This is a genomic window from Gordonia sp. (in: high G+C Gram-positive bacteria) (genome assembly GCF_020438995.1).
In the GTDB taxonomy this organism is placed as follows: Bacteria; Actinomycetota; Actinomycetes; order Mycobacteriales; family Mycobacteriaceae; genus Gordonia.
Genome location: NZ_JAGQTN010000129.1, coordinates 1 through 22,757 on the forward strand (window position 1 = coordinate 1; position 22,757 = coordinate 22,757).

Annotated in this window: 18 protein-coding genes and 1 pseudogene; 14 read left to right on the forward strand and 5 right to left on the reverse strand. The window is 65.4% G+C overall.

What is annotated here, in order from left to right; translation table 11 throughout:
* From KDB67_RS09945 to KDB67_RS09960, 4 genes and pseudogenes are all read left to right on the forward strand, one after another.
* Positions 1-450: pseudogene (locus KDB67_RS09945) on the forward strand (4Fe-4S ferredoxin); the annotation flags it as partial.
* Between the two features lie 419 nt (positions 451-869).
* Positions 870-1,217 (forward strand): molybdopterin oxidoreductase, encoded by a 348-nt coding sequence (locus KDB67_RS09950; protein WP_291015395.1) that lies wholly within the window; start codon positions 870-872, stop codon positions 1,215-1,217.
* The gene (gene nirB, locus KDB67_RS09955; protein ID WP_291015396.1) at positions 1,217-3,718 is read left to right on the forward strand and encodes a nitrite reductase large subunit NirB; all 2,502 of its coding nucleotides are present in this window, start codon (positions 1,217-1,219) and stop codon (positions 3,716-3,718) included. The genes KDB67_RS09950 and nirB overlap by 1 nt, the downstream gene beginning before the upstream one ends.
* Positions 3,715-4,044, forward strand: coding sequence for a Rieske (2Fe-2S) protein (locus KDB67_RS09960; protein ID WP_291015397.1), 330 nt, complete (start codon positions 3,715-3,717; stop codon positions 4,042-4,044). Before nirB ends, KDB67_RS09960 begins: the two co-directional genes overlap by 4 nt.
* A 407-nt stretch (positions 4,045-4,451) precedes the next feature.
* Here KDB67_RS09960 and KDB67_RS09965 read toward each other — a convergent pair whose 3' ends face one another.
* Positions 4,452-8,678 carry a bifunctional nitrate reductase/sulfite reductase flavoprotein subunit alpha gene (locus KDB67_RS09965; protein ID WP_291015398.1) on the reverse strand — a complete coding sequence of 1,409 codons (4,227 nt, stop codon included), beginning with the start codon at positions 8,676-8,678 and terminating at the stop codon, positions 4,452-4,454.
* A 177-nt stretch (positions 8,679-8,855) separates the two neighbouring features.
* On the opposite strand from KDB67_RS09965, the gene KDB67_RS09970 reads away from it, so the two are divergent.
* From KDB67_RS09970 to KDB67_RS10015, 10 genes are all read left to right on the forward strand, one after another.
* On the forward strand, positions 8,856-9,542 hold the full coding sequence (locus KDB67_RS09970) for a response regulator transcription factor (RefSeq protein ID WP_291015399.1): 687 nt from the start codon (positions 8,856-8,858) through the stop codon (positions 9,540-9,542).
* Positions 9,543-9,591: 49 nt separating this feature from the next.
* On the forward strand, positions 9,592-11,007 hold the full coding sequence (locus KDB67_RS09975) for a HAMP domain-containing sensor histidine kinase (RefSeq protein ID WP_291015400.1): 1,416 nt from the start codon (positions 9,592-9,594) through the stop codon (positions 11,005-11,007).
* Between the two features lie 225 nt (positions 11,008-11,232).
* Positions 11,233-12,945 (forward strand): trypsin-like peptidase domain-containing protein, encoded by a 1,713-nt coding sequence (locus KDB67_RS09980; protein WP_291015402.1) that lies wholly within the window; start codon positions 11,233-11,235, stop codon positions 12,943-12,945.
* Positions 12,946-13,110: 165 nt separating this feature from the next.
* Positions 13,111-13,698 carry a molybdopterin-binding protein gene (locus tag KDB67_RS09985; protein ID WP_291015403.1) on the forward strand — a complete coding sequence of 196 codons (588 nt, stop codon included), beginning with the start codon at positions 13,111-13,113 and terminating at the stop codon, positions 13,696-13,698.
* Between the two features lie 652 nt (positions 13,699-14,350).
* Positions 14,351-15,049, forward strand: a complete 699-nt coding sequence (locus KDB67_RS09990; RefSeq protein WP_291015405.1) for an MspA family porin — start codon at positions 14,351-14,353, stop codon at positions 15,047-15,049.
* A gap of 77 nt (positions 15,050-15,126) precedes the next feature.
* Positions 15,127-15,864 carry an MspA family porin gene (locus tag KDB67_RS09995; RefSeq protein ID WP_291015407.1) on the forward strand — a complete coding sequence of 246 codons (738 nt, stop codon included), beginning with the start codon at positions 15,127-15,129 and terminating at the stop codon, positions 15,862-15,864.
* A gap of 316 nt (positions 15,865-16,180) precedes the next feature.
* Positions 16,181-17,059 carry a hypothetical protein gene (locus KDB67_RS10000; RefSeq protein WP_291015408.1) on the forward strand — a complete coding sequence of 293 codons (879 nt, stop codon included), beginning with the start codon at positions 16,181-16,183 and terminating at the stop codon, positions 17,057-17,059.
* Between the two features lie 196 nt (positions 17,060-17,255).
* Entirely contained in the window at positions 17,256-18,206 is a 951-nt protein-coding gene (locus KDB67_RS10005; RefSeq protein WP_291015409.1) for an NADPH:quinone oxidoreductase family protein, read from the forward strand.
* 280 nt (positions 18,207-18,486) lie between these two features.
* Positions 18,487-18,690: a type II toxin-antitoxin system VapB family antitoxin gene (locus tag KDB67_RS10010; protein ID WP_291015411.1), complete on the forward strand. Its 204-nt coding sequence runs from the start codon at positions 18,487-18,489 to the stop codon at positions 18,688-18,690.
* The gene (locus KDB67_RS10015; protein ID WP_291015413.1) at positions 18,687-19,070 is read left to right on the forward strand and encodes a PIN domain nuclease; all 384 of its coding nucleotides are present in this window, start codon (positions 18,687-18,689) and stop codon (positions 19,068-19,070) included. Before KDB67_RS10010 ends, KDB67_RS10015 begins: the two co-directional genes overlap by 4 nt.
* 2 nt (positions 19,071-19,072) lie before the next feature.
* Here KDB67_RS10015 and KDB67_RS10020 read toward each other — a convergent pair whose 3' ends face one another.
* From KDB67_RS10020 to KDB67_RS10035, 4 genes are all read right to left on the reverse strand, one after another.
* Complete coding sequence (locus KDB67_RS10020; protein WP_291015415.1) at positions 19,073-20,392, reverse strand: alpha/beta hydrolase domain-containing protein; 1,320 nt, start codon at positions 20,390-20,392, stop codon at positions 19,073-19,075.
* A gap of 303 nt (positions 20,393-20,695) precedes the next feature.
* Entirely contained in the window at positions 20,696-21,085 is a 390-nt protein-coding gene (locus tag KDB67_RS10025) for a carboxymuconolactone decarboxylase family protein (RefSeq protein WP_291015416.1), read from the reverse strand.
* Entirely contained in the window at positions 21,082-21,960 is an 879-nt protein-coding gene (locus KDB67_RS10030) for an NAD(P)-dependent oxidoreductase (RefSeq protein WP_291015417.1), read from the reverse strand. The genes KDB67_RS10025 and KDB67_RS10030 overlap by 4 nt, the downstream gene beginning before the upstream one ends.
* A complete protein-coding gene (locus KDB67_RS10035) occupies positions 21,957-22,691 on the reverse strand; it encodes an SDR family oxidoreductase (protein WP_291015419.1) in 735 nt (244 codons plus the stop codon). Before KDB67_RS10035 ends, KDB67_RS10030 begins: the two co-directional genes overlap by 4 nt.
* Between the last annotated feature and the right edge of the window lie 66 nt (positions 22,692-22,757).

Genomic DNA, 22,757 nt, shown 5'->3' on the forward strand with positions numbered 1-22,757 from the left:
CACAAGGTGGCCACCGATCTGGTGGTGCGCTCCATCGGCTACCGCTCCACCCCGATACCCGGGCTCGCCTTCGATGACGAACGTGGTGTGATCAGCAACGACGACGGCCGGTTACTCGACGAGTCCGGTCGGGTCATCCCGGGCGGATACGTGGTCGGCTGGGCCAAACGCGGTCCCAACGGCGGTATCGGCGCCAACAAGATGTGCGCGATCGCGACCGTGGAGGACTTCATCGCCGACGCCGCCTCTGGCAAGCTGATCCGCACTCGCAAGGCCCCCAAGGCGTTCGGTTCGCTGGTCCGCAAACGCGTCCGGAATGTCATCGGCTACCGCGGTATACGAGCCATCGACCGTCTCGAACGTCGTCGCGGCGCCGCGCAGGGGCGTCCGCGCGTCAAGTTCACCCAGCTCGCCGACATGGTCGGCGCCGCCGGTCGTTGCCGTCGCTGATGGCTCTGTTCGAGGTGATGCCGTCAGGTGTCGAAAGGTCACCGGACCCTTCGTGACCCTCGCTCCTTCGTCGCTTCGGCCTCAGGGATCAAGGTGTGTGGTCGCGCTGGGGGCGCATCCTTGTCGCTTCGGCTTCAGGGGTCAAGGTGTGTGGTCGCGATTGTTGTGGGGGATGCGTCTTGACTCCGGAGGGCGATGCGAGGGGCTCAGGTGTCCGAGTCGTGCTCGGCGAAAGCCGAGATGGGGGACACATCTTGATCCCTGAGGGCGATGCGAGGGACGAGCGAGCGTCTCGAAGGGTCCGGTGACGTGACATCCTCACGTCACCACCTCGAACCATGCGGCCCGGTGAGGGACTGACAACGTGGCCGTAACACGGCGGCAAGTCGTAATTGACCGGGTGCGCGGATAGTGGCGGAATGTCCAGTACACCGCACTTCCTGCAGGGCGTCTTCGACTTCACCGGAAAAGGCCTGGCCGCACCGGTATCCCTCGACGCCGGGCTGCGGTACGTGGTACCTGCCGGATTGACCGCGCAGCCACTGTACTTCCGGGGCGGCAATTCGTCCGCGGAATTGATCGTGTTGACGCTGCTGCGGGATGGAAAACCGATGCGGCTGTTCCCGATCGGCGCCCAGGCGTCGGTGAACGTGCCGTTGCGGGTGGTCGAGGACATCGACGCCGACGTCACCCTCGAACTCGTCCTCGCCGCGCCCGACGGGGCATCGGGCCAGGTGGTCATCGACTTCGGCATGGTGGTGTTCTGATGAAACTCGTGGTGGTGGGCAACGGTATGGCCGGTGCCCGGACGGTCGAGGAGATCCTGTCGCGCGGCGGTGACCGCTTCGACATCACGATGATCGGCGACGAACCGTACGGCAATTACAACCGCATCATGCTCTCGCACGTCCTCGCGGGCGAGGCCGACGTCGACGACGACGATCTGATGCTCAACCCGATGGCCTGGTACCGCGAGAACGGCATCACTCTGCATGTGGGCGACAGCGCCGAATCGATCGACAGGTTCGCCAAGACGGTCACCTGCGCCAGCGGCCGTGTCATCGATTTCGACACCCTGATCATCGCGACAGGTTCCAACACCTTCTTCCCCAACATGGACGGTCTACGCGAGGCCGACGGCCGTTTGGCGCGTGGGGTTTTCGGGTTTCGCACCATCGCCGACACCAACGGCATGCTGCAGATGGCGCAGGCCCGCGACGACGTACGCGCCGTGGTGATCGGCGGTGGTCTACTGGGTCTGGAGGCCGCGTACGGACTCACCACACAGGGTGTGAACGTCGATGTGGTGCATTCACCGGGACATCTGATGAATCAGCAGCTCGACGAGCACGGCGGAAAGGTGTTGCGCAACAAGATCGAAGCGCTGGGGGTAGGTGTCCACACCGGTAAACGCACGACCGCCGTCCTGAGGGGGGACGACGGCCGCGTCGCCGGTGTGGGTTTCGCCGACGGCACCGCGATCGACGCCGACATGATCGTGGTGGCCGCCGGCATCCGGCCCAACATCGAGCTGGCCCGGCGCGCAGGCCTGGTCACCGAACGCGGCATCGTCGTCGACGACCAGATGCGTTGCGAGGACGAGGGTTCCATCTTTGCCGTCGGTGAGTGCGCTCAGCATCGCAGTGAGGTGTACGGCCTGGTCGCCCCCCTGTGGGAGCAGGCGGTGGTGCTCGCCGACGTGGTCACCGGAGCCAATCCCGATGCGGCGTACCATGGTTCCCGTACCACCACCAAGCTCAAGGTGGCCGGCGTGGACGTGGCGGCGATGGGTGTGAAGGGTCCCGAACATCCCGACGACGAGTTCGTGCAGTTCTACGAACCGAAGAAGGGCATCTACAAGAGTGTCGTGGTGCGTGACAACAAGCTGATCGGCGCGATGCTGCTCGGTGACGTGTCCAAGGTCGGCTTTCTCAGTCAGGCGTTCGATGACAAGGTGCCGCTGCCCGACGAGCGTATCTCGATGCTGTTCGACATCGGAACACCCAGCGCTGCAACGGGTGCCGCGGAACTGTCCGACGACGCGGTGGTGTGCAACTGCAACGGCGTCAGCAAGGGCGACATCGTGGCGTGCGTCGCGTCGGGATGCACCAGCGTGGCGCAGGTATGCGCGAAGACCCGCGCAGGGAAGGGATGCGGGTCGTGCAAGGGCATGGTCGGCGACATCGTCACCCTCGCAGCGGGTTCGGACCTGACCGTCGACGCCTCCGCCGACTGGTACGTGCCGTCCATCCCGATGACCAAACCCGAACTGATCGAAGCGATCCGGACGCGGGACCTGCGGTCGGTGAGCGAGGTGATCGCCGAACTCGCTCCCGACGGGGAGGACGCGGCGGCCAAGATGCCGCTGGCGTCGTTGCTCCGGGTGATCTGGGGTGCGGACTGGAAACGCGAGGAAGGCGCCCTGTTCATCAACGATCGCGTGCACGCCAACATTCAGCGTGACGGCACGTTCTCGGTGGTGCCGCAGATGCGGGGTGGGGTCACCTCGCCGGCGCAGTTGCGCAAGATCGCCGACGTCGCCGAGAAGTACGACATTCCGATGATCAAGGCGACCGGCGGGCAGCGACTCGATCTGCTCGGGGTGCGCAAGGAGGATCTGCCCAAGGTATGGGCGGATCTGGACATGCCATCGGGCTACGCCTACGGAAAGAGCTTCCGCACAGTGAAAACCTGTGTAGGAACGGACTATTGCCGGTTCGGGCTAGGCGATTCGACCGCGCTCGGCATCGCTCTGGAAAACCGTTATCAGGGGCTGGAATCACCGGCGAAACTGAAGCTGGCCGTGACCGGCTGTCCCCGCAACTGCGCCGAATCATTGTGCAAGGACTTCGGTGTGGTCGCCATCGGCGAGGGCCGATGGGAAATTTACGTGGGCGGTGCTGCGGGCGCGCATATCCGCAAGGGTGACGTACTGGCGACCGTCGACTCGCCCGACGAGGTGATCCGCTTGTGCGGCTTGTTCATTCAGTACTACCGCGAGCAGGCCAAATGGCTCGAACGCACCTACGCGTGGGTGCCGCGGGTCGGTATCGAGGAACTGCGTGCCATTCTCGTCGACGACCGGGATGGGATTGTGGCCGGTTTGCAGCAGCGTATCGACGAGGCCGTCGCCGGGTACGTCGACCCGTGGCTCGACCGCGCTGAACCCAAGTCGCCCGCCCAGTTCACGCCCGCGCTGCCGTTGCTGCCGCTGCCGGTGGTTCCGGCGCGCGGTGCGGCACCGTCCCCGACGGTGGTGGCCTCATGAGCATCGAAACAACAACCTCGGTTGTCCTCGGCCCCATGTCCGACGTTCAACTCGGTGAGGGCCGGGCGTACGCGGTCGGCGACCGGCAGATCGCCGTCTTCCGGCTCTCCGACGGCACCCTGCGCGCAACCGACGCCGCCTGCCCGCACAACGGCGGCCCCCTCGCCGACGGCCAGTCCGACCTCGGTGTCGTCGTGTGCCCGCTGCATCAGTACGCGTTCCGCTTCTCCGACGGCGGCTGCACCACCTCCGGCATCGGCTCGGTCCGCACCTATCAGATCGCCGACCAGGGCGGACAGATCGTCGTCGTCATCGACCCTGGCTGAGCCCGAGGTGCTGACGTCAGGTGCCGAAAGGTCACCGGACCCTTCGTGACCCTCGCTCCTTCGTCGCTTCGGTCTCAGGGATCAAGGTGTGTGGTCGCGGTCCGCGATGGCGGTTGGGTGGCCCTTCTTGCGGTGATGGTGGCTGGGGGACAATTCTTGATCCCTGAGGCCGAAGCGACAATGTCGCAAGGGTCACGAAGGGTCAGGTGAGACGAGGCTCCCAAGTTGGCACCAAGTGGGTTCCAAGGCCGGGAGCGCACGCTATCGACATGCACCACGAACTACTGTCATCCCCCGCATTCCAGATCGCACGCCGCCTGATCGTCATCACGGCAACCTGCACCGTGATACTCTTGGCCGCCTACCACCCCGACCTCCTCCCATAGCACAGAAAGTTGCGGACTCGGTCAGTAGACGTCGCGGACGTAGCGCTTCTCGGCGGCGAGGGCCTTGACGTAGGCTTCGGCGCTCTTAGGGGAGAGCTTGCCGTGTTGGGCGACAATGCCTTTGAGGGTGCGGTCGACGTCCTTGGCCATGCGGGAGGCGTCGCCGCAGACGTACACGTGGGCGCCGTCGTGGAGCCAGCGATACAACTCGGCGCCGTGCTCCTGCATCCGGTCCTGGACATAGATCTTGCGGTCCTGGTCACGGGAGAACGCGACATCGAGGCGGGTGAGCAGGCCGTCGGAGAGCATCGAGGTGAGCTCGTCGCGATAGTAGAAGTCGGTGGCCGAATACTGCTCGCCGAAGAACAACCAGTTGCGGCCCTCATGCCCGAGCGCCTGGCGTTCGTGCAGGAATCCACGGAACGGGGCGACGCCGGTGCCGGGGCCGATCATGATCATCGGGGTGTCGGGGTCGGTCGGTGGCCCGAAATTGGCGGCGTGGGTGACGAAGACACCGATGTCCTGGGTGTCGTCGGCGTGGTCGGCGAGGAACGTGGAGCATACGCCACCACGTGGTCTGCCGAGATGGTTGTAACGCACCGTCGACACCGTCAACTGCACCTCGTCGGCCTTCTCCCTGGGGCTCGACGAGATCGAATACTGGCGCGGTGTCAGCGATTTGAGCACGTCGACCCATTCTTCGGGCGATGCTTCGACGGGATACTCGGCGAGGACGTCGACGGGCTGGCGTCCCCACGCCCAGTCGGTCAGCTTCTGTTTGTTTCCCGGTGCGGCGAGCGCGTGCAGGTCGCCGGACCCGTTGCGGTCGGCGGCGAACCGGACGAAATCGCTTGATATCTTGGCGAACTCGAGACGCTCGCGCAGGGCACGACGGAATGTCATGTCGTCGCCCCACACGTTGACCGGCTCGTCGCCGGTCAGACCGGTGACGTCGAGCCATTCATCGATAAGCGTGTGGTCGTTGAGCGGCCATACTCCGAGGGCGTCGCCTGTGGTGTAGGGGAGGATGTCCGATGGGAGGTGAAAGGCGAAGTTGCGCACGTCCTTTGCCGATCCGTCCCCGTTGAGTCGGTGGTTTCGGGTGAGCGTGGTGACGAACGGGTTCTTCCGGGAGAATGTACCGGTGCGGATCGACGGCGCGGCTGACGAGTCGGCCGGTTCGCTGACCACGACGACCCGATCGCCCGGTGCCGGGGGAGTAGGCGGGTGGTGGTGGCTCATCGCCTTGATGACGTTGTCGAGCCAGCCGCCGGCGGTGTCCTCGTAGTCGGGTTCGCAGCTGGCGCGGTCGGCGATCCGTGACCCGCCGAGCGCACCGATCCTCTCGTCGAGTTTGCGGGCATGGCCGCAGAAGTCATCGTAGTTGGAATCGCCGAAACCGAGCACGGAGTATTTGATCCCCGACATATCGGGGGCGCCGTCGCCCGACAGCGTGTCCCAGAACGAACTCCCGTTGTCGGGTGGGTCGCCGTCACCGGTGGTAGCGGTCAGGAACAGCACCGTCCCGCTCAGATCCTTGACGTCGAATTCGTCCATCGGCCGCGAAATCACTTCTCGTCCCGATTCTTTGAGCTTGGCGATGCACTCGTCGGCGAATTCCTCGGTGTTGCCGGTCTGCGAGGCCCAGGCGACGGTGATCGTTTCGGTCGCCGTGCCGGACGACGTCTCGGCGTCGATGATCACCTCACCCGGAGTCGACGGCGCGATCGCCGACGACCCGGCGGGCAGGGCGGCGGTACCGGCGATGTGACTGCGTGCGAACATTCCCGACAACAATCCGGCGACCCAGTTGCGGATCTCCGGGCGCAGCGGCGCGTCCGGGGGGATGGTCGGTACGCCGGTGGGATTGGCCTGGAGCCCGGCGACGAGCCCGGCCAGGTAGATGCGTTCGGCGTCGTCGGGTTGTGGGGCGGTGACGCTGGTGACGCCGAGCGATTCGGCGAGCAGAGTGAGCATCTCCGGACTCCATTTCTCTTCCGCACCGGCGGCTGCGGGCATTTCTGCCGTATCCGCGGCAGGTGTCGATGTGTCGGCGGGCAGGGCCACCTTGGTCAGGGTCACCGCGCACACCTTGAACTCGGGCTGCTGGGAGGCCGAGTCGATGGCGTCGGAGGTGACCGCGTTGATGGCGAGGTGTTCGCCGAATGCGTCGTTCCAGTGGAACGGGACGAAGCAGTTGCCGGGCCGTACCCGGTCGGACACTGATGCCGGCAGGACCGCCCGGCCACGACGGGAGGCCACCTCCACCGGATCACCTTCGGCGATAGCGTATTTCGCGGCATCATCGGGATGGATCTCGACGAACGGTCCCGGGTTGAGTTTGTTGAGCTTCTTGACCCGCCCGGTTTTGGTCATCGTGTGCCACTGGTGGGCGAGGCGGCCGGTGTTCAGCAGGATCGGATAGTCGTCGTCCGGCATTTCGAACGGGTCCATGTGCGGCCGGGCGAAGAACTGCGCACGACGGTTCGGGGTGGCGAATGCGAGCTTCGGGACACTGCCGTCGGGTGCGGTGTACAGGGTTTGGCTCACCCCGTCGTTGAGGTAGCGGATCGGGTTGCGGGCGCCATCGGCGGTGGGGTCGGGCCGCTCCGGCGACGGCGGCGGGCACGGCCATTGCATGGGGGTTGTCCGAAGCCTGTCGTAGGTGACTCCGCGCAGGTCGTAGCCGGTTTTCGGATTGTGGAAGAGCTTGATCTCCTCGAAGATCTCCTCGGCATCGGCATAGGTGAACGCGTCGGCGTAACCCATCTCGCAGGCGATGCGGGCGATGATCAGCCAGTCGGGGATGGCCTGCCCGGGTGCGGTCAGCGCCGGTTCGAACAGAGTGAGATTGCGTTCGGAATTGATGAAGATCCCGGTCGACTCACTCCACAGTGACGCGGGTAGCACGACATCGGCGTACGCGCTGGTCTCCATGTCGACGAACGTCTCCTGCACGATCACCAGTTCGGCACGTTCGAGACCTTCGATGACGGTTTTCCGATTGGCCACGGACGCAACGGGATTGGTGCAGATTATCCAGCATGCCTTGATGTCTCCGGCCGCCATTTTGGAATACATGTCGATGGTGCCGCCGCCCAGACGGGTGTGCAGGGTGCCTTCTGGTACGCCCCAGATGTTTTCGCAGAACGCGCGGTCGTCGTCGGACAGTACGGCCCGCTGACCGGGCAATCCCGGTCCCATGTAACCCATTTCGCGACCACCCATCGCATTGGGCTGGCCGGTGAGGGAGAACGGTCCGCTGCCCAGCCGGCACAGGGCACCGGTGGCCATGTGCAGATTGAGCAGCGCGTTGGTGTTCCAGGTGCCGTGCGTGGACTGGTTCAGGCCCATCGTCCAGCAAGACATCCAGTTCTCGGCAGTGCCGATGAGTTCGGCGGCCCGGCGCAGGTCGTCGGCGTCGATCCCGCAGATCTCGGCGACCACATCCGGTGGGTACTGGGCGGCGAATTCAGGCATCTGTTCGAAGCCGTCGGTGAACTCGGCGATGAACTCGGGATCGGTATGCCCGTTCTCGATGATCAGGTGCAGCAGACCGTTGAGCAGGGCGAGGTCGGTGCCGCCCTTCACCTGGAGAAACAGGTCGGCCTTCTCGGCGGTGGTGTTGCGCCGCGGATCGACGACGATCAGCTCGGCACCGGCCTTGACGCGATCCATCATGCGCAGGAACAGGATCGGATGGCAGTCGGCCATATTGGCGCCGATCACGAAGAACACGTCGGCGTGATCGAAATCCTGATACGAGCCGGGCGGGGCGTCGGAACCGAAGGTCTGCTTGTAGCCGGTGCCGGCGCTGGCCATGCACAGTCGCGAGTTGGATTCGATCTGGTTGGTGCCGATGAATCCCTTCGTCAGCTTGTTGGACAGGTATTGCGCCTCCAGCGACATCTGACCGGACACGTACAACGCGACGGAGTCGGGTCCGTGTTCGTCGATGATGGCGCGCAGTCGGCGAGCGGTGTCGGTGATGGTGGTGTCGACGTCGGCGGGCTCGGGCTGTGCGCCGCGGGTGGGTCGCACGAGGGCGGAGGTGAGCCTGCCACCCGCGTTCAGCATGTCGGAAGTGGTCGAGCCTTTTGTGCACAACCGCCCGAAGTTTGTGGGATGGTTCTTGGTGCCCACGGACTTCGTGATGGCCGTCTCACCTGCGTCGGCGCTGACCGCGAAATCCACGCCACAGCCGACGCCACAATAGGCGCACAGCGAGGAGACGGTCGTGGTGGTCACGGACTCGAGGGTCGCGATGTCATGTTTCCCAACCACGCTGCCCCTGTTACGTCACTATCAACCAGACCTCACAGCCCCGATTCGGGTTGTGATGCGGACTCGGGGGATCATGCGCTGTCAACCGCCGGTTTTGCGTGTCTCAGCCCGTTCACAGTCGTGAATATTAAGAATGTACGTATGCGGATTCTGGTGGTCGATGACGATCGTGCGGTGCGGGAATCGTTGCGGCGCTCGCTCAGCTTCAACGGGTACACCGTCGACACCGCCGGCGACGGACTCGAAGCGCTGGAGAAGATCGTCGCCGACCGGCCCGACCTGGCCATTCTTGACGTGATGATGCCGCGCCTGGACGGTCTTGAGGTGTGCCGGCGGTTACGGTCGGCCGGCGACGACCTGCCGATTCTGGTGCTCACCGCCCGCGACACGGTGTCCGAGCGGGTGTCGGGCCTCGATGCCGGTGCCGACGACTATCTGCCCAAACCATTCGCGCTCGAAGAGCTGCTGGCCCGGTTGCGGGCGCTGTTGCGCCGGTCGGCGGCGGCCTCGGAGGAGGATTCGGAGGCGATGGAGTTCTCCGATCTCACCCTCGATCCGGTGACCCGGGACGTGACCCGTGGCGACCGGTCGATCAGCCTGACCCGCACCGAGTTCTCGTTGCTGGAAATGCTGATGGCCAACCCGCGCCGGGTGCTTTCGCGCAGCCGAATCCTGGAGGAGGTGTGGGGTTACGACTTCCCCACGTCGGGCAACGCGCTGGAGGTGTATGTGGGCTATCTGCGCCGCAAGACCGAGGCCGACGGGGAGCCGCGGCTGATCCACACCGTGCGCGGTGTGGGTTATGTGCTGCGGGAGACCCCGCCGTGATCGGGGCATAGCGGTGGCCCTGAGTGCGCAGCGTCCCAGACCGCGGGAGATGCGGGCGCCGATGCCGCTGACCAGTACGGTGTCGTTGCGTAGCAGGGTCACCATCTTGGCGGCGACGGTGGTGCTGGTGTCGGTGAGTCTGATGGCCGCCGCGGCGTATTTCACGGTGCACCGGGCGATGTACAACGACATCGACAAACAGTTGGAGTCGAGAGCCGACGGCCTGACGGCGATGTCACGGGTGGGCATGCTGGAGCAGGGGCCGGAGATGGCGCTACAGGGCACGGTGTTCTCGACGAGCATCACAGTGCTACTGGAGTCGGAAAGCGGGCTGATTCTAAGGATCGGTGACGTGCCGATGGGTCTGCCCGAGTTCGCCGTCATGAATGCGCCCGAGTCGGCAGGGGTGGTACAGAGTTTGCGGACCGTCGGCGGGCGGCGGGTGCTCGCCCGCAAGATTCCCAACGGCTACACCGTGGTTCTGGCCGACAGTCTGGTGTACACCGATCGGGTGCTCAAACGACTGGCGTGGGTGCTGCTGGTGGTGGGCGGCGGTGGTGTCGCGTTCGCCGCGCTCGCCGGTACCGCCGTGGCGCGGGCCGGTCTGCGTCCGGTGGCCCGCCTCACCCGTGCCACCGAGCGGGTGGCTAAGACACAGGACCTGACGCCGATCCCGGTGACCGGCACCGATGAGCTGGCTCGGTTGACCGAGAGTTTCAACACGATGCTGGCTGCGCTCGCAGAGTCCCGGGACAGACAGTCGCGCCTGGTGGCCGATGCCGGGCACGAACTCAAGACGCCGCTGACATCGTTGCGGACCAATCTGGAGTTGCTGATGGCGGCGAGTGCGCCGGGCGCGCCGGCGATGGACGCCTCCGACATGATCGAGTTGCGCTCGGATGTGCTCGCGCAGATCGAGGAGTTGTCGACGCTGGTCGGCGACCTGGTGGACCTGGCGCGCGAGGATGCCAAACATGTGATCGTCGAAGAGCTGGATCTCGTGGACATCATCGAACGCTCGCTGGAGCGGGCGCGCCGCCGCCGTTCGGACGTCGATTTCGTCACGACGCTGGTGCCGTGGTTCGTATTCGGTGAGGAGCATGGTCTGAGCCGGGCGATCCTGAACATCCTCGACAACGCCGCGAAGTGGAGCCCGCGTGGCCATGCGGTGCAGGTGGTCCTCGATCAGATCGATCCGACGACGGTGGAGTTGACGGTGGCGGACTCGGGCCCGGGCATTCCGGCCGAGGATCGAGAGCTGGTGTTCGAGCGTTTCTACCGATCGACGGACGCCAGGTCGATGCCCGGTTCCGGGCTGGGACTGGCCATCGTCCGGCAGGTGGTGCAGCGGCACGGCGGCACCGTCGTGGCCGAGCAGTCCGAAGCCGGCGGCGCACTGATCAGGCTGCGGTTGCCCGGCCACCCGGTGGCGATGGAACCGACGCCGCGTGTCGTTCGTCAATAAGAACAGGTGCGGTTCGGTTGTGGCGGGCGAGTTCATGGGTGCGCCCCAGGTTCGTATCAGCGCGGTGATAGCTCGGGGCACTAGACATAGAGTCAACCCGAACAGGAATAGACTTCACTGGCCCGAACCGAGGGTGGTGGACGGCAAATGCCGGTACGACAGGGTACCGGCGGTGCCCGTCTTGCAGGTGGAACGCGTGCAGGTGGAACGGATGAGGAGAACACAATGACCGGTGGCGGCTCGCAGGGCGGTTTTCCCGGATACGGCGACCCCGGATACGGCGATCAGGGTGTGCCCGGCGGGAGTGCTGGGCCCGGCGGCGGGGGCCAGAACCCCGTCGACCCGTCATCGGCCACCACGCGCTTGGACCGGGACGGTGTTCCTGGGCCGGAGTCGGCCGGATTCGGTGAGAAGCCGACCGCTGCTATACCCAATCCTTTTGCCGGACAATACGGTACAGGTTCGATTCCCGTCCAGCCCGGTGCGGACCAGTCGGGTGCGGCGCCGTCGGCGTGGGCCAATCCCGCACAGGGGCAGGATAATTCGCCGCAATATGGACCGACGCAACAGGTTTCGGGTTATCCGGGCGTCGGCGAGCAGTCGTACGGCGGTGGCTTCGCACCCGCCGGATATCCGGCCTACGGCGCCGCGGGTCAACCGGGTGCGGACCAGTACGCCGGTGCGCAGCCCGTGACGTCGCCGTTCGGCCCTTCGCCGTCGGACCCCACTGTGCCGCAGGAGGGCGGCGTGCCCGCGGACCGGCAGCACGCCACGACGCGGCCCCTGTCGCAGGACCTCTCGTTCCAGCCGGCCGCCCCGAAGAAGAAGGGTGGCCGCAAGGCGCTCGCGGCCGCCGGCGTGGTGGCGGTCGCGCTGGTCGCCGGTGGAGTCGGTGGGGTGGTGGGCGCGAACCTGAACGACGATGCGCCGTCGGCGTCGACGACCGTCAGCAGCGGCCCGCTCGGCGGCGACCCGAACAGCCAGGCCACCCAGCAGGTCGACGCCCCCAAGGGTTCGGTGCAGGACGTGGCGGCCCGGGTGTTGCCGTCAGTGGTGTCGATCGATGTGACGGTGGGCAATCAGCAGGGTGAGGGTTCGGGCGTGGTCCTGAGCGAGGACGGCGTGATCATGACCAACAACCACGTCGTGAGTCTGACCGGCACCCCGGCGGACAACGTGCAGGTCAATTTCTCCGACGGTACGTCGGCACGCGCCAAGGTGCTCGGTACCGATCCGATCTCCGATATCGCGGTCCTCAAGGCCGACAAGTCGGGTCTGCGGCCCATCTCGGTGGGTACTTCCAAGAACCTGGCCGTCGGTCAGGACGTGATCGCGATCGGTGCGCCGCTGGGTTTGGCGGGCACCGTCACCACGGGCATCATCTCGGCGCTCAACCGGCCGGTGTCCACATCCCGTGAGTCGGGCACGACGTCGGTGATCGACGCCATCCAGACCGACGCCGCGATCAACCCCGGCAACTCCGGTGGTGCGCTGGTCAACGCGCGGGGTGCGCTGATCGGTATCAACACGGCGATCGCGACGCTCGGCGGCAGTTCGAGTTCGGAGGCCGGCAGCGGCAGCATCGGGCTGGGGTTCGCGATTCCCATCGATCAGGCGTACCGGGTGGCCAAGCAATTGCAGGAGCGGGGTTCGGCGACTCATGCCGGCCTGGGCGTGTCGGTGCGGCAGACCGCGGGCGGCACAGGCCAGACGGGTGCCCTGCTTTCGGATGTGCAGTCGAACGGTCCGGCTGGTAAGGCGGGTATTCCGCGCGGTGCGGTGGTGACGAAGTTCGGTGACCGGCTGATCGCCTCGGGTGATGCCCTGGTGGCGGCGGTGCGCTCGCATGCGCCGGGCGAACAGGTTCAGGTGACCTACGAGGTGAACGGGCAGTCCAGGACGGCGACGGTGACCCTGGAGGATCTGAAGGTCGGCTGAGACGGCGTGGCCCGACCCTGAGGAGTTCGCAAGAGTCCGCCCGCAGCACTGGCCTGTGGCGGGCGAGGCTGGTCAGATGGGTTAGGGCGACGATTTGCCCGGCGTATGTGTGCTCGCGTCGGTGTGCAGGCGCGGCGGGGCGGCCGCATGGTGAGGGAGGCAACTATGAACAACCTGGGTTCCACGATCGATCCCGAGGACGTGGTGGCCGCGGACGCGGCGGCCCGCGAATTCGTGCAGCGCCATCGCGACGAGGACCCGGTGTCGGCGCCGGTCGATGAGATCGGGCGTGCCCTGGTGGTGGTTGTCGACGATCGTGCCGCACATGGCGAACGCCCGAGTCCGCTGGGGCCGCTGGTGCGGGAGTTGCTCGCCGAGGCCGGTTTCCACGTCGATGCCACGGTCACGGTGCCGGGTGACGAGATCGAGATCCGCAACGCGGTGAACACCGCCGTGATCGGTGGTGTCGACCTGGTGGTGTCGGTGGGCGGCGTGGGAGTGGGGGCACGCGACGTGACCCCGGAGGCCACCGAGCCGCTGCTCGATCGCAGGTTGCGGGGCATCGAGGAGGCCGTTCGCAGTTCGGGGCTGGCGGCCGGGGCCACTGACGGCGGGCTCTCGCGTGGTCTCGCCGGATTGTCGGGTCAGACGCTCGTTGTCAACATCGCAAGTTCGCGTGCAGCGGTCCGTGACGGCATGGCGACGGTCGCTCCGCTCGCAAAGTACGTCATCGAGTCGATCAGTGAGTTCTGAATCCGGGACCTCCGCAGCCGGTGGCGAGTCTGCGGACCTGTCTGATCAGACAGGCTCTGACCTGCCCGAATCGACCGAAATTGTATACAGAGCCGAATCGGCACCGGGTGAGCCGGACTGGCGGCGGCGGCGCAGGCTCGATGCGATCTTCGGTTCGGGCTCCGGGCGGTCCCTGGCCGCTGAATGTGATGAAGATCACAATCCGATGACCCGAGAGTGGTACGACATCAACCGTCCGCCACACCACACGTAGCGCAGGGGTCACGTAACACCGTCAGTGCTGCGTGTTTTCCTTCTGTTAACAAGTCCGCACATATACGTTCCCTACAGCGCATATGTCACTTTCCGGTGTCGGTTTGTGACATCACTGAGTGCATCTGTTGCCGCACCTGAGACAACTCCGATACCGTTCCCGTTGATGTAACCGGCCTCCGACCTCCGGGAGCCGGGAAGATCCTGCGGTCGACCCCTGAGTAGGACCCCTTCTCACAGGAGACCGTGGTGGCCACGGCAGGAGATGCAATGTTCGTGATGACGACCCGCAGAGGCGGGGGTCGACACACACTGGTCACGGACGTCGACACTGCCGGTGGCCGGGGGTGTGGGCGTAGTCCACGTCTTAAGAAGCCGAACATCCTCTGAGAGGGAACGAATGAGCAAGTTCAGCAAGCTTGGGCTGCGCCGCGCCGCTGGTGCGACAGCTCTGGCCGCCGTTGCGGCACTGGGCCTGGGAACCATGGGTACGGGTAGCGCCGCTGCCGCGCCGCTGCGCGACGGATACAAGTCCGCATCGGGTGTCGACGGCGAGAAGCTGAGTACGTGGCGTCAGCACGAGTCGCAGTTCTCGGTGAAGCGCGTCGCCTACAACGGACTCGGCCGTACCGCCCTGGTTTCCGGTGTCTACACCTCGAAGGCCAGCAAAGACGTCGGCGGCAAGATGTACGTGTACGTCATCGCCGGTTGCCAGATCGACGTCAGCGGATTCCAGGTGACGAGCAGTGGCGGGCTGGACATCGTGGGTGCCATCACCGGCGCCACCGCGAGCAACCCTCTTGCCGGATTGCCCAGTGCGATCTCCCTGACCGGCGGCGTCAGCCTGCCGATCACCCCCGGACAGGCCGGCGTCTTCAAGCTCGCCGACAAGAAGTTCGCCGGTGGTAAGACCGCGGCGATCCAGCTGTCCCGCTTCGAGATCGAGTTCCCCAACTGCGGTGGCTACGCGTCGGCTCGCACCTACGTCAAGACCATCGGTGCCAAGGGCTACGACATCAACCAGGATGACGACACGGTCACCGGTGAAGGTTCGCTGATCCAGACCACCCTGTACGGCCAGCCCTTCTTTGTGAGCTGACCTTCCAGCAGATATCCAGCAACAACTACTGAGATTTATCTGCTGTCAGGCAGATCTGAATTCCACGAAGGGGAATCATGAGCAAGACCATCACGCGCCGCGTGGTCGCCGGAGTCAGCCTCGCCGCTGTCTCTGCGTTCGGCCTCAGCGCCATCGGTGCCGGTGGCGCCGCCGCGGGCAACATCCCGGGCACCACCGTCACCAAGAAGCTCGTTGACGGGACCCCCGTTAAGGTCGAGCTGTTCGGTCAGAAGGTCTCGCGCGTCCACTCGGTCGTCGAGTCGTTCAACACCACCCGCGAGGCATGGGTGTCGGGCAAGGTCCGCGTCACCGTCGGTGGCAAGGCCGAGGGCGGCACCATCGCTGCCGGTTACATCGTCGGTTGCCAGGTCGGTGTCGGTGTCAGCGGTGGCGGCAACGCCGGCGCATCGTACGAACCGCCGAGCGTTGAGACTTCGGGCGGCGATCTCGCCGGAATCGACCTCGGCACTGGTGCGGCGATCTACGACCCGACGACTACGACGACCACCGGTCCGGGCGTGACCCCGAGCGCCGATGTGGGTGCAAGCCTGTCGCTCGGCCCGGGCCAGACCGCCTACGTTCCGATCATCCAGCTGGCTGACGACGATGACGACGCTGTCAACGACTACACCTTCACCGGTCGTAAGGGTGGCGTCGCCTACAGCCAGGAGCGCATCAACCTCGAAGGCTGCGCCGGCTTCGCCGAGGCGAAGGCCAAGATCACGGTTGTCGTCGAGACCGAGTCCGTCAAGGGTGTTGTGGGCGTCTACGGTCGTCCGTTCAGCCTGGGCTGACCCTCGGCCCTGAGGGCAAAACCTGAAAAGGGTGGGAGTTCTTCGGAACTCCCACCCTTTTCGTTTCTCAATACCTGAAATAGCTTTGCGCACTGCGGATGTGAAGTCGTGGCACCGCCACCGCGTAGTGCCGACTCGGTCGGGCGGACCGAATCCTGGGTCTGTGCAGCATGATTGATGGGCGGAAACTCTCGGTGAGTCCCGCCGATCGTTGTCGTCTGCGGCGCGAACACCGGCGCGCCCGGGTGGCGGACTGCCATCGAAAGGACACGGTCGGCCGGGTTGCCGACAGGTATCGATGTCGTAGGTGACTTCTATGCTCGCGAGTATGGTATCGATGCGGCATGAGGCGATCGTCGAGTTGATCCGGTTGTGTCCGGCGTTTGCGGGGGAGATGCTCACCGGCGTCGCGGATCTTGTTGTGCCCGAGTATGAGTCGGCGGAGATCGGGTCGGCGGATCTGAGTGAGGTGGTACCGACCGAGCGGCGGGCCGATGCGGTGGTCACCCTCAATCGGGGCGGTCGTGCGGTCCTGGGGATTGTCGTCGAGGTGCAGTTGGGTCGCGACGGCGACAAGGCGTATTCGTGGCCGAGCTATGTGATCTCGTTGCGGCAGCGACTGCGGTGCCCGGTCGAGGTACTGGTGGTGTGCGTCGATGACGGCGTGGCGCGGTGGGCGGCGCAACCGATCCAGATCGGGAGTGCGTCGGTGATCACGCCGATCGTGGTGGGGCCGCAGGTGGTGCCGGTTGTCGCTGATGTTGACCGGGCTCGGTCGAGTACGGAACTGGCGATGCTGTCAGCGATGACGCACCACGATGTACCTGGGGTTTTGGAGGCGTTGGCCGACACGATCGGCACTGATCCCGAGCATGGCTATGTGTATTCTGAATTGATCTGGGCGGTGCTTTCGGGGGCTGCCCGCGCGCGTTGGGAGCGACTTATGACTACGACGACATGGAAACATCAATCCCCATTCGCACGGAAGCACTTCGGTGACGGTGAGGCCAAAGGCAAGGCTGAGGGCAAGGCCGAGGAAGCTGGTGTTGCTGTCCTGACCGTCCTTCGGGCGCGGGGGATCGACGTGCCCGACGAGGTGCGCGAACGCGTGCGGGGTTGTGGCGATGTCGAGTTGCTCGAGGCATGGCTGAGCCGGGCGGCCACGGCGGAAGCGATCAGCGACGTCTTCGACTGAACGATCGGCGGCGGGAAGTGTGCCGGGTGGCGGAGAGGTAGCCGAGTCCGGGCCTCATCATTGAGCGAGTACGTGGCCCGCGTGCCCGCATGTAGGGTGCCATCCCTGCTCATTGAAGTTGAATGTGGGTTCAGGTAGGGTTGTGGGCATCGGCGCGGGATTCGCCGCGCCCTCCGCCGAAAGGGTTCAGCCGCCAATGCGCGCCATTCACATCAGCAAGCTCGACGGTCCGGAGGCGATCGAGGTCGTCGACGTGCCCGCACCGGCCGACGACAGCAAGGTGCTGATCGACGTCAAGGCCGCCGGTGTGGCGTTTCCCGAACTACTGCAAACCCGTGGGCTGTACCAGGTCAAGCCGCCGCTGCCGTTCATTCCGGGTGCCGAGGTGGCCGGTGTGGTGGTGTCGGCACCCGAATCGTCGGGTCTGGTGGCCGGGGACCGGGTGTGTGCGCTGCCGTTGCTGGGTGGATTCGCCGAACAGGTTGTGGCACAGACGGATCTGACGTTCAAGCTGCCCGACTCGGTGTCGTTCGAGGAAGGCGCGTCGTTCCTGTTCAACTACGGCACGTCCTACTTCGCGCTCATTGAACGCGGACATCTTGCCGAAGGTGAGACTGTGCTCATCCATGGTGCGGCCGGCGGTATCGGCACCAGTGCCATCCAGATCGCCAAGGCCTTCGGCGCCGGACGTGTGATCGGCGTGGTGTCCACCGACGAGAAGGGCGCGATCGCGCTGGCTGCCGGAGCGGACGAATATGTGCTCGCCGACGGATTCAAGGATGCCGTCGGCAAGAACGTCGACATCGTCGTCGACCCGGTGGGTGGCGACCGGTTCACCGACTCGCTGCGCACCCTTCGCGAACATGGCCGCCTGCTGGTCATCGGCTTCACCGCCGGCTCGATCCCCACCGTCGCCGTAAATCGCCTGCTGCTCAACAACATCTCCGTCACCGGCGTCGGCTGGGGCGCCTACTGCCTGCCCCGGCCCGGCCACATCGCCGGTGAATGGGCCGCGATGGAGCCGCATTTGCGTAGCGGTGCCCTCAAACCAGTTCTCGGACCGACCTTCCCGCTCGACAAGGCCGTCGACGCCCTGCAGTGCCTCGAAGCGCGCGCCGCCACCGGCAAGGTCGTCCTCACCGTGTGAAGAGTGTTGTTTGCCACCTCCGCCGATTGAGGCGCGATCCCCGCGAGCCTCGAAATCCGGTGAGATGACAATGTCGACTTGCGTGGTTTCGAGGCTCGGTCGCCGGGCGACCTCGCACCTCAACCGGCGAGGTGGTCGGCGACGGAGAGCTGGGCGGTCAATCACGGGTTCATGACCGACGCCGAGCCGCAGTTCCGCAGTACAACGCGCACGAAGCGAAGTCGCAATTGTCGTGGAGGTTACCAAGGTCTGACGCACTCGGTTGGTGCATTGTTGGTGTATGTCTCACACCAATATCGATATCGATGACGCGGCCTGCGACCTCGTTATGCACCGCTATCACCTCGCAACCAAGAGCGACGCGGTCAACTACGCGCTGAGGGCACTTGCCCAGGAAGCCCTGTCCGTGGAGGATGCGCGCGGTCCGCGCGGTTCGGGCTGGGATGGCGACCTCGATGAGATACGTGCCGGGCGGTTCGAGTGATCCTCATCGCTACTTCCGCGTGGATCGAGTTTCTTCGGAACACCGGGAGTCCGGTCTGCAACCGGGTCGACGAACTCCTTGATCGGGAGGTCGCCGTGTGCGATCCGGACCGGATGGAGCTTCTTGCCGGTGCACGCGACGAACGTCATCTCCGCGATCTTCGTGGGTTGCTCGCCCGGGCGACGCTGATCACGACGCAGTCGACCGACTTCGAGGATGCTGCCGCGATTTATCGGTCATGTCGCCGCGGCGGCGAGACCGTGCGCAAATTGATCGACTGCCTGATCGCGGCGCATGCGATTCGTTCCGGGATTCCGGTCATCCACTCCGACAGCGATTTTGACGCCATTTCGAGGAACACCCCATTGATCGTCGGGTGACGCTAGTCGGGAATGAGGTCGGGGCGGGCGTCGGCGAGTAGTTCGTCGAGATCGTCGGGGAGGGCGAAACCGGCGGTTATCGCGGCGTCGGCGTGGGAGCGGTAGGTGTCGAGATAGTTATCGCGGGTGCCGTAGCGGGCGGTCAGCGCGCCGGAGTCGATCGGCTTGGTGGAGCCGAACAGCATGCAGATGCGCGAAATAGCATCGGGCACAATGCCGGACAGAATCTGGGTGGGGGCCTGGACGCAGGGGGTCCGGACACCGCCGAGCGCATTGCCCAGATCATCGACGTCGAAGAACGGCTCGGCCGTCTCCTCGCCGAGCAGTGTGGTGCTCAGCGACAGCGGCGGCGCGACCGGTGGTGCGATACCGTCGCGTACCCAGGTGTTCAAGTGGCGCAACGCCGCCCGCAGGACGAAGCGTTGCTGGCCGCGGTTCACTGGGTCGGGGCAGCCGAGGTACTCCTCGAACGGGCCCACCTGATGCAGGTCGGCGTGTGCCGAACCGGCCACCTCCCAGGTGCGGATAAGATCCGAATCCGGTTGCCGGGCCAGGTGATAGCGGAAATTGGTGAGCAGGTCGGTTTCGGTCTGTACTGTGAACACCGGTACCGACAGTCCGTCATGGATGGGCGCCGGTGCGCCGCGGAAGGTTTCGGTGACGTCAACGCCAGCGCCGATCGGGCCCAGCGGGAGTCCGGCCAGTGCGCGGGAATGAATCAGGAAGCCGTCGAACACCTTGTGTTCGGCGGCGAACGTATTGACGTAGGTGGTCAGGGCCATCGCCGACTGCGATTCACCCACCGCCAGGAGCTTCTCGACGGTCAATCCCGCGAGCGGATCACCGGTGCGCAGGGCGTCGGCGATCTCGGCGAAGATGTTGTGACAGTAGGCATCACCGGGATGGTGCAGCGCACCATATCGTTCCGGATCCTTGGTGGCCAGGCTGTCACCTCCGATACCGACCGACCCCGAACCACCCTCGACACCGACGAACTGCGCCGACACGCCGACCCACGCGTATCCACCACGCACCAATTCCGGTGACACATACGTGTATTCGGCCGGGGTGTCGTTGCCGCTGCTCACATTCAGCCACTCCACCACCACGGTGCCGTTGAACGCGGCGCCGTCGGCGGGCCTGCGGACCAGGACCCGCGTAGTGAACTCCGCCTCCCCGACCGGGCCGTCGGGCGTCAGACCCGTCACCGAACCCGAAGCGGCGTACTCGGTTTCGGTGTATCCGGCGGCAGCGAGGTCGGGGCCGGGAACGGCGCTCAGCAACGAGCACCCGTTGCCCCCGGACAGCGGTTCGAATTTCATTGTTCTCCTGGTGATTGGGGTGGCGGTGGATACGTCATGCGTCGATGGTCGCCGGACCCTTCGTGAACCCTTGCTGCTTCGTCGCTTCGGCCTCAGGGATCAAGAGGGTGGTTGGGGTGGGGGTGGTGGGGTCATGCGTTGATGGTTGCCGGACCCTTCGTGACCCTTGCTCCTTCGTCGCTTTGGCCTCAGGGATCAAGAGGGTGGTTGCGGGAGACATCTTGATCCCTGAGGGCGTCGCGCGAGCTTGCGAGCCGACGCGTCTCGAAGGGTCCGGTGAGACGGGTGCATGACGCACCAGGGTCACTCGGCGGCCTTGGCCTGTTGTTTCTCGAAGTTCTTGATGACCTTGCCGAACATGAAGTGCATCTTGGTGCCCAGCGGCCAGCCGACGTAGTAGCAGAGGAACAGGGAGATCTCCTCCAACTGGTGCGGGGTCAGCTCGCCGTTGGACAGCGCGGCGCCAGCTTGGATTTCGGCGACGTCGTCCTGGCCGGACGCGGCGAGCGCGCCGAGCAGAAGCAGGCGACGGTCGCGGTTGGTGAGACCTTCGCGGGTCCACACCGTGCCGAACACCTGGTCGCAGGTGTGCGCGAAGTAGTCGCCCGGACCGTCGGACATCTCCCAGCCGTACACCTCCGACATCTTCGCCAGACCCTTCTTGCGGATCTCGGTCTGCTCCTGATCGCTCATGCGGATTCTCCTTCGGTATGTGGGACGCCGATCGCGGCGGCGAAATCACGCAGCGCGATCTCGCCGAGCGGCAGCTCGACGCCCAATTCTTTGCCCAGTTCCAGGGCCAGCGACAGATCCTTCTCACCGAGAGTGCGGACGGGAGCGAAGATGCCATACCAGAAATTGTCCGCCTCGATGGGGGCGGTGTTCTCGCGCAACATGATCGACCCGGCACCGCCGGTGATCGAGTCGGTGTGCCGGACCACCTTGCCCAGCTTGGTGATGTCGATGCCGGCGGCCTCGGCCAGCCGGGAGGCCTCGGCGGTGGCTGTGAAGGCAATGAAATGCAGTAGGTTGCGGGCCAGCTTCATCTTGGTGCCCGCGCCCACCTCGTCACCGGCGTGGATCAGCATTTCCGCGGTCAGCTTGTAGGGCTCCTTGAGTCGCGTGTACGCCTCGCGCGGACCGCCCACCATCACCGCCAGTCGGCCCGACTGGGCGGCGATCGCACCCCCGGAAATCGGGGCGTCGAGGACGGTCACGCCCTTTTCGGATGCCTCGGCGGCCAGGTCGATCGCGGTCTGCGGACCGATCGTCGAATGGATCGCGATGATCGTGCCCGGCGCGGCGGTCGACAACAGTCCGCCCTCACCCGAGACCACAGTGCGCACCTGGGCGTCGTTGAGGACGCAGATGCCGATGATGTCGGCGTTCGCGGCCAGATCGGCGAGCGAATCCGCTTTGGCCGCACCGGCATCGACGAGTTTGGCGACGGCGTCGTCGGACAGGTCGAAGACGGTCATGCCGCCCTCCCACTTGGCCAGGCTCGTGGCCATCGGTCCGCCGATGTTGCCCAGGCCCACATAGCCCAGGCGAATCGTGTTCTCGCTCATGCCCGGTACACCTGGCCGCCGTCGACGTTGAAGATCTGGCCCGTGATCCACGACGATTCGTCCGACAGCAGGAACTTGAGCATCCCGACGTGGTCCTCGGCCTTGCCGAAACGCTTGATCGGCAGCTTGCTGACCATGTCCTTGACGATCTCCTCCGGGGTGCTGGTGCGGGTGGCCTCGGTGTCGGTGGGGCCGGGGGCGATCGCGTTGACGCGAATCCGGTTGCCGCCCAGTTCCTGTGACAGCTGGAAGGTGAGGTTGTTGATGCCGGCCTTGGCCAGGCCGTAGAAGCCGCTGTACATCCACGCCGCCGTCGACGACTGGTTGACGATGGAGCCGCCCTCGGTCATCTTCGGGTACACCGCGCGGGTCACGTTCAGGGCGCCGTCGAGGTTGACCGACATGAACTTCTTGTAGTAATCCCACGGGACGGTGATCAGGAAGTCGAGCTTCATGCCGCCGTAGATGGCGGCGTTGTTTACCAGGCCGTGCACGGGGCCGGACTCGGCAGCGAATTCGGCCAGGGCGAGGGCGGATTCGGGGTCGGCGACGTCGGTGTGGATGTAGCGGCCACCGATGTCGGCGGCCACCTTCTCACCGGCCTCGTCGTTGAGGTCGGCGACGATTACGCTCGCGCCTTCCTCGGCCAGGCCACGGGCGTAGGCTTCGCCGATGCCACCGGCGGCGCCGGTCACGATGATGTTCTTGCCGTCAAAACGTCCGGAACTCATGGGGGGTTCTTCTTTCTGTTGGTTGTTGCTGCTGGGGTGGTTGCTTCAGGTGTCGAAAGGTCGCCG